General features: G+C 66.5%; 14 protein-coding genes. 3 read left to right on the top strand and 11 right to left on the bottom strand.

What is annotated here, in order from left to right; translation table 11 throughout:
• Window positions 1-39: 39 nt before the first annotated feature.
• Window positions 40-465 carry an organic hydroperoxide resistance protein gene (locus V2L18_RS04580; RefSeq protein WP_336177006.1) on the top strand — a complete coding sequence of 142 codons (426 nt, stop codon included), beginning with the start codon at window positions 40-42 and terminating at the stop codon, window positions 463-465.
• 369 nt (window positions 466-834) lie between these two features.
• Here V2L18_RS04580 and V2L18_RS04575 read toward each other — a convergent pair whose 3' ends face one another.
• The 11 genes from V2L18_RS04575 to V2L18_RS04525 form a co-directional block, all read right to left on the bottom strand.
• Window positions 835-2424 carry an ATP-dependent acyl-CoA ligase gene (locus V2L18_RS04575; protein WP_336176629.1) on the bottom strand — a complete coding sequence of 530 codons (1590 nt, stop codon included), beginning with the start codon at window positions 2422-2424 and terminating at the stop codon, window positions 835-837.
• Window positions 2425-2900: 476 nt separating this feature from the next.
• Complete coding sequence (locus V2L18_RS04570; protein ID WP_336176628.1) at window positions 2901-3632, bottom strand: SDR family oxidoreductase; 732 nt, start codon at window positions 3630-3632, stop codon at window positions 2901-2903.
• 10 nt (window positions 3633-3642) lie between these two features.
• Window positions 3643-4458, bottom strand: a complete 816-nt coding sequence (locus tag V2L18_RS04565; RefSeq protein ID WP_336176627.1) for a cyclase family protein — start codon at window positions 4456-4458, stop codon at window positions 3643-3645.
• The gene (locus V2L18_RS04560; RefSeq protein WP_336176626.1) at window positions 4455-5696 is read right to left on the bottom strand and encodes an SDR family NAD(P)-dependent oxidoreductase; all 1242 of its coding nucleotides are present in this window, start codon (window positions 5694-5696) and stop codon (window positions 4455-4457) included. Before V2L18_RS04560 ends, V2L18_RS04565 begins: the two co-directional genes overlap by 4 nt.
• Window positions 5693-6880, bottom strand: coding sequence for a thiolase family protein (locus V2L18_RS04555; RefSeq protein ID WP_336176625.1), 1188 nt, complete (start codon window positions 6878-6880; stop codon window positions 5693-5695). Before V2L18_RS04555 ends, V2L18_RS04560 begins: the two co-directional genes overlap by 4 nt.
• A 480-nt stretch (window positions 6881-7360) precedes the next feature.
• Complete coding sequence (locus tag V2L18_RS04550; protein WP_336176624.1) at window positions 7361-9076, bottom strand: AMP-binding protein; 1716 nt, start codon at window positions 9074-9076, stop codon at window positions 7361-7363.
• A gap of 10 nt (window positions 9077-9086) precedes the next feature.
• A complete protein-coding gene (locus V2L18_RS04545; protein ID WP_336176623.1) occupies window positions 9087-9590 on the bottom strand; it encodes an aromatic-ring-hydroxylating dioxygenase subunit beta in 504 nt (167 codons plus the stop codon).
• Window positions 9587-10957, bottom strand: coding sequence for an aromatic ring-hydroxylating dioxygenase subunit alpha (locus V2L18_RS04540; RefSeq protein ID WP_336176622.1), 1371 nt, complete (start codon window positions 10955-10957; stop codon window positions 9587-9589). The genes V2L18_RS04545 and V2L18_RS04540 overlap by 4 nt, the downstream gene beginning before the upstream one ends.
• 302 nt (window positions 10958-11259) lie before the next feature.
• Window positions 11260-12216, bottom strand: coding sequence for a PDR/VanB family oxidoreductase (locus tag V2L18_RS04535; protein WP_336176621.1), 957 nt, complete (start codon window positions 12214-12216; stop codon window positions 11260-11262).
• A 32-nt stretch (window positions 12217-12248) separates the two neighbouring features.
• Window positions 12249-13256 (bottom strand): 3-hydroxybutyryl-CoA dehydrogenase, encoded by a 1008-nt coding sequence (locus tag V2L18_RS04530; RefSeq protein WP_336176620.1) that lies wholly within the window; start codon window positions 13254-13256, stop codon window positions 12249-12251.
• A 4-nt stretch (window positions 13257-13260) separates the two neighbouring features.
• Window positions 13261-14340, bottom strand: coding sequence for an NAD/NADP octopine/nopaline dehydrogenase family protein (locus V2L18_RS04525; RefSeq protein ID WP_336176619.1), 1080 nt, complete (start codon window positions 14338-14340; stop codon window positions 13261-13263).
• A gap of 577 nt (window positions 14341-14917) precedes the next feature.
• Between V2L18_RS04525 and V2L18_RS04520 the strand changes: the two genes are divergently transcribed.
• Both V2L18_RS04520 and V2L18_RS04515 read left to right on the top strand, forming a co-directional pair.
• Entirely contained in the window at window positions 14918-15436 is a 519-nt protein-coding gene (locus tag V2L18_RS04520; RefSeq protein ID WP_336177005.1) for a MarR family transcriptional regulator, read from the top strand.
• Complete coding sequence (locus V2L18_RS04515; RefSeq protein WP_336176618.1) at window positions 15430-16170, top strand: hypothetical protein; 741 nt, start codon at window positions 15430-15432, stop codon at window positions 16168-16170. The genes V2L18_RS04520 and V2L18_RS04515 overlap by 7 nt, the downstream gene beginning before the upstream one ends.
• Window positions 16171-16257 lie beyond the last annotated feature (87 nt).

The following is a 16257-nucleotide window of genomic DNA, read 5'->3' as shown; positions in this document are numbered from 1 at the left end:
GCGATTTTCAACGCAAGACAAGGAATGGACCCTTCCATGATGGTGCCCGACAAGATCCTGTTTGAGACCGAGATGCGCGCGACCGGCGGGCGCGACGGCAAGGCGACGAGCCCGGACGGCGGCTTTTCGCTCGGCCTGTCCGTGCCCAAGGGGCTCGGCGGGCCGGGCGGCGAGGGCACGAACCCCGAACAGCTTTTCGCCGCCGGCTATGCCGCCTGCTTTCTCGGCGCGGTGAAGCTGGTGGCCCGCCAGATGAAGGTGGCGCTTTCGGACGAAGCCGCGATCACGGCGAAGGTCGGCATCGGCCCGGTCGAGGTCGGCTACGCGCTGGCGGTGGACCTGACGGCGGAGCTGCCGGGAATCGACCGCAAGACCGGGGAAAAGATCCTTCAAGGCGCCCATGAGCGCTGCCCCTATTCCAACGCGACGCGCGGGAATGTGGACGTGAAGCTGCGGCTGGCGTGAGACGAGGGCTCGGAGCAAGCGGCCTTACCCCCACCCCTAGCCCCTCCCCTCAAGGGGGAGGGGGACGGATGCGGTGAGCCCTGAGGATCGCAGCGTGGGAATGGCATTGGATTGCGGTCTTGCGCGTTTCTTCCCCTCAGACCCCACCGCCGTCATTGCCCGGCGAAGTCCGGGCAATCCATCGCGGGCGCCGGCATAGGGGTGAGTGCTGGATCACCCGGACTTCGCCGGGTGATGACGGTGGAGGGGTATGAGGGGAGAAGCCAGCCACACGGCCCACTTCCCCCTTGAGGGGAGGTCGAACGGCGCCTTCAGCCGTTCGGGTGGGGGTCTGGATCCATCCGCCTGCCGCCGATCTTCGTCGTTTCCCTAGCGCACGGAAATCCCGTGCGCCTCGCGGTCCCACGTTGCCTCGGTCACGCCGCGCTCGCGCAGCCTGAATTTCTGGAGCTTGCCGTTCTCCGTCATCGGCAGCGTCTTCGCGAATTCCAGGTAGCGCGGAACGGCGAAATAGGGCATGCGCGGGCGGCAGAATTCGATGAGGTCGGCTTCCGCAAGCGTCTCCCCCGCCCTCAAGACGACCGCCGCCATGACCTCGTCCTCGGCCAGATCCGACTTCACCGGGAAAACCGCCACGGCCTCGACCGCCGGATGGCTCTGGATGACCTGCTCCACCTCGAAGGAGGAAATGTTCTCGCCGCGCCGGCGGATCGCGTCCTTCAGGCGGTCAACGAAACGGAAAGATCCGTCCGCGTCGCGGATCACCCGGTCGCCGGTGTGGAACCAAAGATTGCGCCACGCCTCGACCGTCTTCTCCGCCATGCCGAAATAGCCGGAGGAGAAGGCAAAGGGCTCGTCGGCGCGAAGGATCAGCTCGCCGGCCTCGCCTGCCGGCACCTCGTTATCCTCGTTATCCACAACGCGGGCGGAAAAGCCGGGGCGAATGCGGCCCATGGTGCCTGCCCTGCCCTCGCCGAGCCGCGCGCCGATGACGAAATTCGTCTCCGTCGAGCCATAACCCTCGACCAGACCGAAGCCGAAGCGCTGGCGGAAAGTCTCGTGGAACTGCGCCGGCACACCGGGGCCGAGCGCGATGCGGACCTTGTGGTCGCGATCAAGCGGGGTTTCGGGCTTTGAGAGCAGCATGGGCACCATGGCGCCCAGCAGGTAGGTCGCCGTCGCGCCGTTGGCATGAACCGCCGGCCACAGGCCGGAGACCGAAAAGCGCTTTCCGATCAGCACCGTGGAGCCGGTGATCAGCGCCTGATAGACGGTGTTGAGCGCATTGACGTGAAAGAGCGGCAGCGTGGTGTAGAGCCTTTCGCCCTCGCGCAAATCCAGCAGATCGACGGTGTTGGCGCCCCACCAGACGAGATTGGCGTGCGGACAGCACACGCCCTTGGAGGGGCCGGTCGTTCCCGACGTGTAGACGATGGCGGCCGTGTCGCCGGGCCGGGTGGGCACCTGTTCGACGGCCTCGCCGGGAGCGGGCAACGGCTCGGCAAAGGCGATCCGCGTCTGCTCGCCCTCACCGATGATCCACAGCCTTTCCACAGCAAGGGGGGCGAAATCGACGGTCTGAAGCGCGGGCAGCAGGTCGTGCTCGATCGCCAACAGCCGGGCGCCGGAATTGTCGAGGATGTGCTGCAGCTGCGCCCCTCTGGAGGCGACGTTGATCGGCACCGCGATGGCGCCCGCCCAGGCGCAGCCGAAGACGAGCGCCAGCATTTCGGGGCGGTTGGAGCACAGGATCGCGACGCGGTCGCCCGGCGTAATGCCGGCCGAGCGCAACGTGCCGGCCCATCGCGCGGCGATATCGAGGGCCTGCGCGTAGGTCCAGGAGGCTTCGTCGAAGGCGACGAATTCGCGCGCGCCGAAGCGCTCGGCCTGAAGGCTCAGAAGCCGGGGAAGCGTGCGGTCGGCGGGGGCGAAGGCGGCGGTGAAATCGAACGCGGGCACGGGTCGTTCCTCATCTGCTTGTCGAGGTCATCAGATCTGTTTTCGAAGATGTGACTCGGGTGCGAAATCCGCGCCTTTCCGTCGCTTTCTCTCTTGTCATCCCCGCGCAGGCGGGGATCCAGCAATCCCGGAGGGCGGCCTTGGAATTCCACCCTCGAACCCGGTGGTTGCTGGATTCCCGCCTGCGCGGGAATGACATCGCGTGTGGAGTGAAATCCCGAACAATTCCAGTGCCATTCGCCCATGATGCGGTCTTTGCGATGACATGAAGCGGTGGGCGATGATGAGCGGGCGAGACACCGCATATCGCATCGTTGACCATCCCTCCGTCGTCATCACCCGGCTTCGTCCGGGTGATCCATTGCCTGCTCCGCACATGCCGCGGCCGTCGGTGGATTGCCCGGACGAAGCCGGGCAATGACGGCGGGGAGATCGCGACTGGAAGCGTGCATGTCGCGGCTTCCCTCCCTCCCCCCCTAAAGCGACAGCCCGCCGAGGCTGCCGCCGCCGCACACGAACAGCACCTGCCCGGTGACGAAGCCCGCCTCGGGTTCTGCGAAGAACAGCACCGCGCGCGAAACATCCTCAGCCGTGCCGAGCCGACGCACGGGGAGCTGGTCGGCGACTTTCTGTTCGCGCTCCGAGCCCTTGGGCACGATGCCCCAGAAATTGTCGGTCAGGATCGGACCGGGTGCCACCACATTGACGGTGACGCCGTCCGGCCCAAGCTCCAGCGCCCAGGTGCGGGCCATGCCGTGCACCGCCGCTTTGGAGGCCGAATAGGCGGTGCGCGTCGGCACGCCCATGGAAGCGCGCGAGGTGACGAAGACGACGCGGCCGAACTTCGCCGCGCGCATGGCGGGGGCGAGCGCCTGGGTCAGAATCATCGGCGCGGTGACGTGGAGCCGCATCAGGCCGTCCACCTCCTCCGGCTTCACGTCCTCCAGCAGGTTCGGCCAGACGAGGCCGGCATTGTGAACGAGGTGGGTGACGGCGTGGCGCGCGGCGATATCCTTCGCGACCTCGGCGGTCGCCGCCTCGTCCAGCAGGTCGACGCTGACGGGCTCGAACAGCTCATGCTCGAAATCGGGGGCGCTGCGGGCAAGGCCGAGGACACGCCAGCCGCGCTCCACCATGCGCTTGGCAAGATCGAGGCCGATGCCGGAACTCGTGCCGGTGACGACCGCGGTGAAGGCGGGTTCGCTCAAGATCGTCTCCTCATGCATCATCCGAAGCAGGCACCAGCGCCAGAACACGCAAGGGACTGCCGGAACCGTGGCGGATCTTCAAAGGCGCGGCGAAGAGGATGGCGCCGCGCGCCGGCAACTGGTCGAGACCGGCGAGGCATTGCAGGCCGTAGCGGCCGTTTCCATGCAGGATGAAGTGGGCCGGATAGGGCGGCTCCAGATGGGTGCCCTGCCCGGCATCGGTGCCGATGGTCTCGGTGCCGAAACCGATGATGTCGCGGTCCTTGACGAGGAATTCGACGGCATCGGCGGCAGGGCCCGGCGAATGGGCGCCATCGGCGCGCAGGTTCAGGTACTTGTCTGAGCCCAGATGCTTCGACCAGTCGGTGCGAAAGAGCACCCAGCTGCCCGGCTCGATCTCGCCGTTCTCCGCCTCCCAGGCCTCCAGATGGGCGCGGGTGAGCAGGAAGTCCTCATCCGCAGCGCTCTCGGCCGAATAATCGAGCACCACGACCGGGGCGACGAGCCGGTCGAGCGGCAGGTCGTCCACGGTGCCGGCCGGCAGGTTGCGGCCCGAGATCCAGTGCGCCGGAGCATCGAAGTGGGTGCCGGCGTGTTCCGACATCGTGATGGTGTTCCAGTACCAGCCCGGCCCGCGCGCGTCGTAGCGCGAGACCTCCTCCATGCGGAAGGGCTGGCACTGGCCGAATTCGGGCGGCAGCACCATGACGGGAAAGTCGGGGGCGAGCGTGTGAGTGAGATCGACCACCCGGACCCCGCCGCCGCGGATTCCCGCGGCCAAGGCCAAAAGCAGTGCATCGCCGTTCATTGTCGTGGTCTCTCTCATGCGCCGAGCTCCCGTTCCAGCACCTTGGCATCCTGACGAAAGCGGGTCGCAACATCCTTGGCAACATCGCCGACGAAGCTGTCCTCGATGCCGCCTTCAAGCGCGGCGATGACGGCCCTGGCGATCTGTGCGGGCGCGACCTTGGGCGGCGGCACGGGCTGGCGCCAGTCGTCCTCAATGGGCCCGGTGAAGACGCTCATCACCCGCACGCCGCCGGCGCGCATTTCGGAGCGCAGGCATTGCAGCATCGAGAGACGGGCGGCCGCGGTTGCCGAATGGATGCCGAAATCGGGGGTGTTGGCGAGCGCGTAGACCGGCAGCACATCGAGGAAGGCGGCGGCGGAGTTGGTGCCGTCCGCGCCGCGCCCGACCATGCCCGGGCCGAAGGCCTGGGCGAGCCGTTGCAGGCCGAAGACGTTGACGTCGAACGAGTCCTTCGCCGTGATCATGCCCGGCGCGGAGAGGATGCCGCCGGGGCGGACATGGTCGGCAGTGTTGATGAGAATGTCGGTCTTGCCGCCGATCTCGCCGGCAAGATCCTGCACCGACGTCGTGTCGGTGAGATCGAGGGCGAAGGTCTGGACGTTTTCGTGCGCCTTCAGCCGGTCCTCGCCCGGATAGGGCTTCCACGGCTCGGCGATGCCGACGAAGACGAGGGCGGCGCCGGCGTTGACCAGCGCCTCGACCACGGCCTGGCCGACGGCAGTACGCCCGTCGGTCACCAGCACGCGGCGGTGCTTGGGGCTTGCGGTCAGTTCGCGGAATTCGGGATCGTCGGCCATGTTCGGCGTCCTCTTCGCGGGCAGCGCCATGATGACGGCATTGCCGCCCTTGTCGAGTTGCGCGGTCATGCGCACGCGGCCGGGAACCTCCACGTCGCCATGCAGATGACAAACGACGGAGGGCCCGCAATCGAGCCTCACCATGGCGACGCGCCACGGCGTGCGCTGGCGGAAATAGAGATCGACCGTGGTGCGGATGGTCGTCTCGGCGATGACCTCGCCGCCGTCGGGCGCCGGCTTCCACGCGAGATCGACCGAGAGACAGCGCGGGCAGGCATCGCGCGCGGGGTACATCCACGCACCACAGGCCTTGCAGCATTGCAGCTCGAACGCGCCGCGCGAGGCGGCGGCCGACATGGCGAGCGCGGCGCGGCTTCGCTGGAGCGGCGGCAACTCCGGCGGGCGGGTGACCTTCTGCGGGTCCTTCTTGGGCGGGCGGACGATGGGATCGGTCATGGCGCAACGCCCTCCAGAATGGCCGCGCCGGAACAGAGCCCGCGGTCGTAGTTGATCATGCCGAAGCCGGAGACGAGCGCGGTGCGGGCATCCGGCACCTGTTTCGACAGTGCGGTCTGCGTGACCTGGCGCAATGCCTCCACGAGGCCGAGATAGCCGCCACCGGCGCCGGCCTGCCCGGCCGAAAGCTGGCCGCCGGAGGTATTTTGCGGAAAACTGCCGTCGTTGGTGAAGGAATGGGAGCGCACGAAGTCCGGCCCCTCCCCTTTCTTGCAGAAGCCCAGATCCTCGAACTGCATCATCACGATGACGGGATAGTCGTCGTAGGTCTCCACGAGATCGATGTCGTCGGGCGCCATGCCGGCCATGGCGTAGAGTTCGTCCACGTCCATCGCCCATCCGCCGCGCATCTGGATCGGGTCGTCGGCAAAGGCGTTGTGGCGCTCGATGGTGGCCGCGAGACGGGCATGCGGCAGGCCGAGATCCCGCGCGATATCGAGCGTGGTGACGAGGAAGGCTTCGGAGCCGGCGCACGGCATGACGCAGTCGAACAGATGGATCGGATCGGCGATGGCGCGGGCGCCGAGATAGTCCTCCATCGTCAGCGGCTTCTTCATGATGGCGTGGGGATAGCCGAGCGCGTTGGTGCGCTGGTCGACGCAGATCTTGCCGAAATCCTCTCGGCGAGCGCCGAAGTGGCGCATGTAGTGGTCGGTCAGGAGCGCGAAGGAGCCGTTGGGCCCGCCGTAGCCGTATGGGTAGCTCGCATCCTGCGCGAAACGCGAGAAGGAGGAGAGCAGCTTGCGGAAACTGTCGACCTGGTTGGCATCGCCGCCGACGCAGGCAACGATGGTGGCATCGCCCGCCTCCACCGCGCGCGCGGCACGCCGCAGCGCCACCACACCACTGGCGCCGCCCATGGGGATATTGTCGAGCCAGCGCGGACTAAGGCCCAGATGCTGGGTGAGGCCGACGGCGGTATCGGGGGAAAGCGTGAAGCTTGAAACCGACAGGCCGTCGATATCGGCGGGAGCAAGGCCGGCGCGTTTTGTCAGCTCGCCAAGCGCGCGGGCGATCCACCAGTGGGCGGATTCCACCGAATAGCGCACGTAGGGAATGGAGACCGGCACCGCGACGGCGACGTTCTCGTAAGGGCGACGGGGGATGGTGCGGATGCGGGTCATTCGGTGCGGGTCTTTCCGCCGGAGGACGATGGGGCGAACCGGCAATGACGGGGCGGGGGGCGGGTCGTGGTTTCGAGCGGGTTTCGCCAACACGGCGCAAGGATCTTACCCCCACCCCTAGCCCCTCCCCTCAAGGGGGAGGGGAATGGAGGCATCGTGCTCGTGGCGGGAACTTTCCAAGCGCAAAGCGCCAGTCCCCCTCCCCCTTGAGGGGAGGGGTCAGGGGAGGGGTCAGGGGTGGGGGTCACTCGCGCAAAACGCAAATGGCCGCGACCGGTACACACGCCCTCCGCCGTCATTGCCCGGCGCAGTCCGGGCAATCCATTTGCAGGTTCCGGATGCATGGCACGGTTCAATGGATCCCCCGGACTGCGCCGGGGGATGACGATGGATGGATCGTGCGACAAGGCCGGTTCCGCATGGCCGGACGGAAAAGGACGGACCGAAAAAGGAACATGCAAGGACATCGCAACCATCATCTCAAGCCGTCCGCTTTTTCATGGCGCAGGTATCAAGCGCGCGGCCCGAGGCGATCGCCTCCTCCACCGCCACCTTCAGCGCGCCGCGCTGGATCTTTTCCGTCGAGGTGAGCGGGATCGAGGACACGAAGGCGACGAAACCCGGCGCCTTGTAGTAGGCAAGCCGCGACAGGCAGAAGCGGACGATGTCCTCAGCCAGAAGCCGCGCTCCCCCCTCATCGGCGGGTACGCTTTCCGGCACCACCAGCGCCACCACCTCGTCGCCGCGAACGGGATCGGGCGTCGGCGCGACGGCGACCTGACGGACATCGGGATGGGTGAGCAGAACCGCCTCCACCTCCACCGCTGAAATGTTCTCGCCGGAGCGGCGGATGACGTTCTTCTTGCGGTCCATGAAATGCAGCCGGCCGTCGGCATCGCGCGAGACCACGTCGCCGGTGTTGAGATAGCCGCCGGCCCAGGCCGCTGTGGTGGCCTCCGCATCCTTCAGGTATTCGCGAAAAAAGCCGCGGCGGGGATCGGGTCCGGCCCGGCGCACCAGCAATTCGCCGGGCTCATCCGTGCCCGCCTCCGAGCCGTCCTCGCGGCGGATGACGATATCCATTTCAGGCCCCGGCTTGCCGAAGCAGCTCGTGCCGATCTTGCGCGGCTCGGTGCTCGCCATGACGACGGCACCGGCTCCCGTTTCCGTCATCGCCCAGGCCTCCAGCAGCGGAAAACCGAAGCGCTCCTCGAAGGGCGCGTGAAGGGTGCGGTCGACGCCCGCGCCGAAGCCGAAGCGGACCTTGTGGTCGCGATCGGCGGGCGATGGCGCAGCCGACATCAGCATGGCCGGCATGACGCCGAGATAATGGACGACGGTCGCCCCGAAGCCGCGCACGCTCGCCCACCAGGAGCGGGGATGGAAGCGGTCGAGAATGCAGATCGAGCCCCCCACCGTCATCATCGCCATGACGGAATAGGCCATGGCGTTCATGTGGAAGACGGGGAGCGGCGTCAGCATGCGTTCGGCCGGCTCCACGTGGAGGGCGCTGAGACCGCCGACGGTGGCGTACCATTCCCCGGCGAGCAGGAAATAGTCGTTGGTGAGCACGCAGCCCTTCGGCCGGCCGGTGGTGCCGGAAGTGTAGAGCAGCGCGCATTCCTTGGTGCGGTCGGACGTGGTGTCAGAGGCCGCACCATAGGGGCTTGCGGCGGGGCGCAACGGGGCCGGGATCGCATCCTTCGGGGATATGACGGGCGCAATGCGGCCTGTACCCGTTCCGGCGGCCTCAGCCGCGGCGGCGAGTTCCTCGACCCGTTCCGGGATCGCCACCACCAGCGAGGCCTCGGAATGGCCGATCAGATATTCCAGTTCCGCGGAGCGCAGGTCCGGATTGACCGGCACGACCGAGACGCCGAGCGCATTGAGTGCGAACCAGTTGATCAGGAAATCCGGCCGGTTCTGCAACAAAAGCGCCACCCGGTGACCGGCGCCGTAGCCGGCCCCGGCGAAGAGCACGGCGCGGGCCTCCACCGCTTCCAGCATCGCGCCGTAGGTGATCTCGCCCGGCTCGATGCCGTAGACCTCAGCCGTTTCCGGCAGGACCGCGAGGAACGGCCTGTCGGGGAAACGTGCGGCGGTGCGGCGGAAGCGGCCGAACACGGTGGCATCCTCAAGGACGCCCGGCAGCAGTTCGGGCAGCGGTTCGGCACGGGGGCCGGTCGTAAGCGTCATGCGGCGCGCCTCACATGAAGAGCTGGATGTTGCCGAAGGCGGCATCGAAATTGACGAGGTCCACCCGCTTCAGAACGATCTTCAGCCGGCCTTCCTCCAGCCGGAGCGTGTGGCGCGCCCAGCCGGCGTAGAAGGTGCACTCGTCGCCGCGCGTCTCGGCATAGTGAAACGGCGTATAGGTCTTGAAGACGTTTCCGGCCTCATCGATCTCGTCCACCTGCGGCACCTGCAACAGGTGCTGGCAGCGGCTTTTCGGCTTTTGCGAGAAGGTGCGCGCACCGGCGAGCCGTTCGACGCGCACGGTCAGCAGCAGCCGGTCCTCGTACATCAGCGAAGGCTGGAGTTTGGGATCGGTCTGCTGCCATTCCAGCGGCATCCAGTAGAAGCCGTCCTCGGCAAAGAGCGCGAGCCAGTCATCGTAGCGCAGATCGTCGAGAAGACGCGCTTCGCGGGTGACGAAATCGATCAGGTCCTTCTCGGTGACGCGGGTCATCTCGGCTGTGTCGCTGGTCATTCGGCCGCCTCCTTGTCCTGCGCCCTGCCCTCGCCTTCGCCCGATGTCGCATCGCCGGGGGCATTCATGAATTTCAGCCATGCGTGGAACTGGTTGCGCATCTGGCGCTCCGACGTACCGCCGGCCAGCTCGGTCACGTCCTCCGCCTCGCCCGGTTCGTAAAGGCGGCGGATATCGACCCACTCCTGTCCGTCGGCATGGAGGCCCTGCTGGGCGCGCTCGTACATTTCCAGATCGTCGTGGCCGACGATGGAGGTGGGGGCGTTGATGAAGCGGTTGTACATGAGCGTGCGTTCGAACAGCATGTCCGGCGCGCCTGCGAGCCGGAACGTGTAGCTCTCCACCAGCGTGCGGTCGGCGGCGATGGGCTTGAAGACGCGCAGCGTCTGGATCGGCCCCTTGATCATGATGTTGGGGAAGTAGACCGTGTTGTGCCGGTTTTCGCCGAGGATCTTCTTCGCGCGTTCCTCGCCGTAGGCTTCCACCATCTGCTCGAAATAGCCCGGCACGGCGGAATAGTCGGCGTGGATGGAGGTGTTGACGCCGGTGTGGCCGTGGCCGTTCGGCCAGACGCGCAGGCCCATGCCCTCGAAGAAGTCGTAGGACGACATGAACGGAGCGTAGAGCTCCACCGCCATCGGCGTCGGCCCGCCCTTCGCCTTCTCCCGCTCCCACACCGAAATCGCGGTGCCGGCGGAGGATTCATGCGCGACCATCGGGTGGCAGGTATCGGTCTGGTTCTCGACCAGCATCTTCCAGTTGCAGGTGTGCATGTAGCGCAAGGGCGCGCCTTCCAGCACCAGTTTTCCCTCCGGCGAGCGGTCGACCATGTTGTCGATCGACGACAGGCTCTCGCCGAAGAAGTCGTCAAAACCGATGCCTTCGGACGCAAGCCGCGCGAAAATGAAATCGCGGTAGACATGGGTGGCGCCGACGGGCGTCAGGCCCTTGGCTGCCTCGGTTTCCTGCAGCCCGGTGCCGTCGTAGCCCTTCTTCATCGGGATCGCGAGCAGCTTGCCGTCGGTCTTGAACGACCATGCGTGATAGGGGCAGCGGAAGAACTTACCGGTGTTGCCGCAGGCCTCGGACGCGATCTTGGTGCCCTTGTGCGGGCAGCGGTTGTAGAGAACGTGGATGGAGCCGTCGGTGTGGCGCGAGGCCAGCACCGGCTGGGTGCCGATTTCGGTCGTCAGATAGTCGCCCGCATTGGGGATCTGGCTCGCATGGCCGACATAGACCCAGGTGTTGGCGAAGAGACGGGTCATCTCCAGCTGGAAGATTTCCGGATCGATGTAGACGTCGCGGTGGACGCATTCCGGCTTGACCAGCGCCTTCAGCGCTTGCGCATCGCTCGCGTACTTTCCCATGACAACTCTCCCATCCTCTAAAGGCTCTTTGAACCTGACCGCTGGCGGACCGGCTCAAGGTCCGCTAGGCGCGGAGCGCCGCCGCATTCGTTCGGCGTTACGCTCCGTCTGCGGTCAGATCTCGCTCAATTCCCGCCAAGCTCTCGATTGTCATTCCCCCGAAGGCGGGAATCCAGCATTCCAGAGACGGCGCGGCCCAGCCCCCAAACCCGATCCCGGGGTTACTGGATCCCCGCCTTCGCGGGGATGACAACCGAGGGTGGAGCGGGCGCCGGCCGACAAACTCACGCCTTCCATCCCCCCTAGAGATCCAGCACGAGGAGCGGGGTCTTTGCGCGGGAGACGCAGATCTGCATCACCGTGTTGGACGCCTTCTCCTCGTCCGACAGCACGACATCGCGGTGGTCGGGTATTCCCTCCAGAACGGCAGTCTGGCAGATGCCGCAGTCGCCGCGCTGGCAATCGTAGATGACATCGTGGCCCGCCGCCTCCAGCGCCTCGATGATCGTCTGGTCCGGCGCAACGGTCACGATCTCGCCTGTGGAGGCGATCTTCACATCAAAAGCCGTGTCGCCGCCTGCGGGCGCGGGCGTTGCGATGAAAAGCTCGAAGACCAGACGCTCGGCCGGGCGGCCGGCCTCGGCCCACGCCGCCTTCACCGCCTCGATCATGCCCGCCGGGCCGCAGACATAGGCGGTGCCGTCTTCGGGCAGATCCGCGATCAGGCCGGAAAAATCCGGCCGGCCGGGGTCCGTGTCGTCATAGTGGACCGCCAGACGCGCGCCGCAGAAGGGTTCGAGCGTGGCGAGAAAGGCGAGTTCGCCTTTCGCACGGCCGCAATAGTGGAGCCGGAAATCGCGCTCCTCGGCGGCAAGGCGCGAAGCCATCGACAGGATCGGGGTGATGCCGATCCCGCCAGCGAGGAGCAGCACCGGCCCCGTGGCCTCGCGCAACTCGAACTGGTTGATCGGGCCGGTCGCCTCGACATGGTCGCCTTCGGAAAGCGCATGGATGTAGTCGGATCCGCCGGCGCTCTGCTCCTCGCGGCGCACGCCGAGAACGTAATGCCGGCCACCGCGCCAGTCGGGGTGATCGACCAGCGAATAGGGCCTGTCGCCGCCGCCGGGAAGCTTCACCCGGATATGCGCGCCGGGCGTCCAGTCCGGCAGGGCCGTATCGCGCACGTTTTCAAGCACCACCGCGCGCACGAGCGGCGTCTCGGCGATGATCTTGCGGACGACGAAGGCGAGATCCTCCAAGGCGCTGTCCTCCCAGAATGCCCGTTTCCGGCTCAGTTGCTCTTTTCCGGCGCAGCGACGGCCGGGGGCCTGTCGAGCTCCGCCATGCGCAGCATCGCCATGAAGCCTTCCATGCGCTGGCGCCGGTAGGCTGCAACGTCCATGCCATCGTAATCGTAGAAGCCGCGACCATCACGCAGGCCCTTGCGATTTTCTTCCATGTTCTCGTGGATGACGGCCGGGGCCTCGAAGCGCTTCTCCCCCGTCACCTCGGCCATGTAGCGGCTGGCATGATAGAGGATATCGCCACCGCCCCAGTCGATGAACTCCAGAAGTCCCAGAACCGCGAAGCGGAAACCGAAGCCGTAGCGGGTCGCCTTGTCGATGTCCTCTGCGGAAGCAACGCCTTCCTCCACCATCCTTGCGGCCTCGTTCATGGCGAGCATCTGGATGCGCGGAACGATGTAGCCCGGCGATGCGGCGCATTCGACCGGCACCTTGCCCATCGCCTCCAGCAGGGTCTTGAGTTCGTCGACGACGGCGCGGTCGGTCTCGTGCGTGGGGCTCAACTCGACCAGGGGCACGAGGAAGGCCGGGTTCAGCCAGTGGGCGTTGAGAAAGCGCGCCGGGCGGCCGGAAAACGCGGCAAGCTGCGTGGAAAGATAGGTGGAGGTGGTGGAGGCGATGATCGCCTCCGGCCCGGCGGCGGTATCGATCAGCGCCAGCGCGTCGCGCTTGGCCGCATCGGTTTCCGGCACCGCCTCGAAGACGATGCTGGCATCCGCCAGCGCTTCGCCCGCTTCCTCGCGCGGCACGACGCTGACGCGCCTGAGGATCGCATCGACCAGCGCTGCATCGATGCCAGCGAGACCCGCCATCATTTCCAGCGTGGAGCGGATCTCGGCGAGCGTGTCCGCCTCCAGCCGCGCGCAGCCTTCCGCATCGCGCGGCTTGGCATCGACGAGGCGGATGTCGTGGCCGGCATAGGCCGCGCAATGGGCGATGCCGCGCCCCATGCGGCCGGCTCCGACGCAGGCGATGAGAGGACGCGCGCGGGCCATCGGATCAGACCCCCTGCCCGAGCAGGACGGTCATGTCCGCACGGCTCATGCCATCGAGGCCGAGCGTTTTCAGCGTGCGGCCGGAGGTGCGGAAATCGTCGCCGGCAACCGCGCTCGCGATGGCGAGGAGCCCGGCGGCGACAGGGACCGGGACGCCCGCCCATTCGCCGACGGAAACCAGGAAGGAAAGGCCCATGCGGGTATCCTCCTGAAGGTAGCGGTGGGTGGAGAAGTCGAGCTTCTCGTGCCAGTCGCCGGAATCGACCAGCTTGTCGTGCGCGAGGTTGCCGTACATCCAGTTCGACGTCTCGTAATGGTCGGCCAGCGGGAAATGCGGCGCGCCGTAGCCCAGCGCTTCGCGCACCGCGATGCGTTCGCCGTCGAGCGCGTCATGCACCCGCCGGATGGAGGGTTGCGTGCCCTCGTTGTGGATGTCCCAGCGGTCGAAATGCTCGATCGGGCCGGCATTCATGAAGATGAGCGGCGGGTGGATGATCGGTCCGGCGTTCATCAACGCGCCCGACAGCGCGTCCTCGATCGGCTCGATCGCTTGCGGAAAAGCCTCGGAAATGACGGCGATGGCCTTGTCCGTCAGCCGCGCGGGCATGACGCCGGTGGGCAGGCGCGAGGCGCGGGTGGTGATCGCGACCTCGTCGGCCCCGTGCTTGCGCGCGAGCCACGGCAGCGTGCCGGTTTCCGCGATCATGACCTCCGCCGCGCAGCCTTTGTCACGCAGAACCTTCATCATGACATAGGAGCCGAAGGTGCCCGGCGGCAGGAAGATCACCTGACCATCGGAGAGATGCGGAGCCAGCAGAGCGGCGATGTCGGCTTGCGCGAAGGCCGGGGTCGGGACGACGATCAGGTCGGCACCGCGCACCGCCTCGCCGATATCGAGCGTCGGCAGGGCGAGCGCGACATCGCGCGTGCCTTCGGCATCGCGCAGCCGGATCGTCTTCGTCTCCAGGAGAGAGCGGAATCCATCCGCATCGCGCCGCCAGAAGCGGACTTCATGCCCCGCATCCGACAGGTCGGCTGCCGCCGCGTAGGAGCCGTTTCCGCCCCCGAGAACCGCAATCTTCATCCGCTCCCCCTCGTTTTGTGCTGGAACCAGTCAATACTTTAATCTTAAAAATTACAAGAGTAAAATATCTCGTCCGATGTGGCCGTTTCTGTCCGGTTTGAGGTCGTGCTGCGTGCTTCAATCCCTCCACCGTCATTGCCCGGCTTCGTCCGGGCAATCCATGGCCGGCCGCGGCATGTGCGGGGCGCGCTGGATCACCCGGACTTCGCCGGGTGATGACGGCGGAGGAGCCCGAGCGGGGATCAGAGCGGCAAGCGCAACGGTCGTTTATCAATCCGACCGGCCCGCGGCACCTTCTCCCCGACACTTTCTCTTGGGCCCGCTCTTGGGCCCGGCCTTTGCTGCGACAAAAGGTGGATTCAATGCGGGATCTTGTATATTGAACGTGCCACAGGATTTATTTAGACCTAAAATAAATTGTCGATCCAAGGAAATTTCCGTTGAGTGACGCCCCCTGCCGCCCGCACCCGGACGGTCCGTTTCAAGGGGCCCACGGAACGCCAGCGCCAATGTGGCCGGCAACAAGGGCCGGGATCGACCGAACGGTGACGAGAGGCGGAGACCGCGCGTGCGCAAGATGACGGAAACAGACATATCGGAACCGCTTGATGCGGAAACGGGCCTGCACGCGCGCCCCAATGACCATCGCACGGAATTGCGGCTGTGGCTGAGGCTGCTGACCTGCGCGAACCTGATCGAGGCGGAGATCCGCAAGCGGCTGCGCGAACGCTTCGCCACCACGCTGCCGCGCTTCGACCTGATGGCGCAGCTGGAACGCGCGCCTGACGGCATCATGCTGGGCGAGCTGTCGCGCCGGATGATGGTTTCCAACGGCAATGTCACCGGGCTTGTCGAGCGCCTCGTGCAGGAAGGCCTGCTGGAACGTCAGGTCTCCGAGACCGACCGGCGTGCGGTCCGGGTGCGGCTGACGCCGCACGGGCAGACAGTCTTCGCCGAGATGGCCAAGGCCCACGGCGACTGGTTGGGCGAACTCATCGGCGCGATGGACGAGAGCGCGCAGGAGGACCTGTGGGCGCGGCTCGGCGTGCTCAAGGCCTCCGTCCACAAGGCCAGTGAACACGACGGCGCATGCTGAGCGTACCCGCGATGCGCTTTTCCCACCTTATCTTCTTCGAAGCCCCCGTCGGCACGCAGGCCGACGATACCCAAGCTCGGGCCGGCGAAAGGGAAATCGACGCGGTGCGCGATTGCCTTGCCGCGATCCCCGGGCTGACGCGAGCGCTCATCTATACGCCGGCCAGAGCCAGCGACCTCTTCACCGACGATCCCGGCGCGCCCTGTTTCGGATTTCAGCTGTGCTACGACGAGATCGAGGCGCTGGAGGCGGCCGCCCTTGCCGGCGGCGGCCTTCATGCGCTTGCGACGGACGGGAGCCTCGACGGGACACGTCTCGCGGGCGCGACGGTGCGCCATCAGGCGATGCTGACACGGCATTTCCCGGTGGCGCAGCCGCGCCCCCTGCCTGCCGTCCATTGCAGCTATGCGGTTCACTATCCCGGACCGGCGGCGGACGAGAATGCCTGGCTCGACTATTACATCTCCAGCCATCCGCCGATCATGGCGCGGTTTCCCGGCATTCTCGAAATCGAGATCCTGACTCGGATCGACTGGCGCGACCACCTGCCGTGGCAGCGCGTCCACCACATGCAGCGCAACCGCGTGGTGTTTGAGAGCCCCGACGCCCTGACCGCCGCGTTGCATTCGCCCGTGCGCCACGAAATGCGCGCCGACCTCGCCCGCTTCCCGGCCTTTGCGGGCGGCAACTTCCACTACCCCTTCCGCACGGAAGTGGTGATGGGGACGCGGTAGAGCGTTTCATGGTCGGGCGTCCGGCGCCTGCCTGTTTCATATCCATTTGCATTCATTTTTAGCGCCGCGACGGCACTGAACATCGTA

The organism is Breoghania sp. JC706 (assembly GCF_037026715.1).
In the GTDB taxonomy this organism is placed as follows: domain Bacteria; phylum Pseudomonadota; class Alphaproteobacteria; order Rhizobiales; family Stappiaceae; genus Breoghania.
The sequence above is the reverse complement of the archived record's forward strand: the minus strand, read 5'-3'. Positions and strand labels throughout refer to the sequence as shown.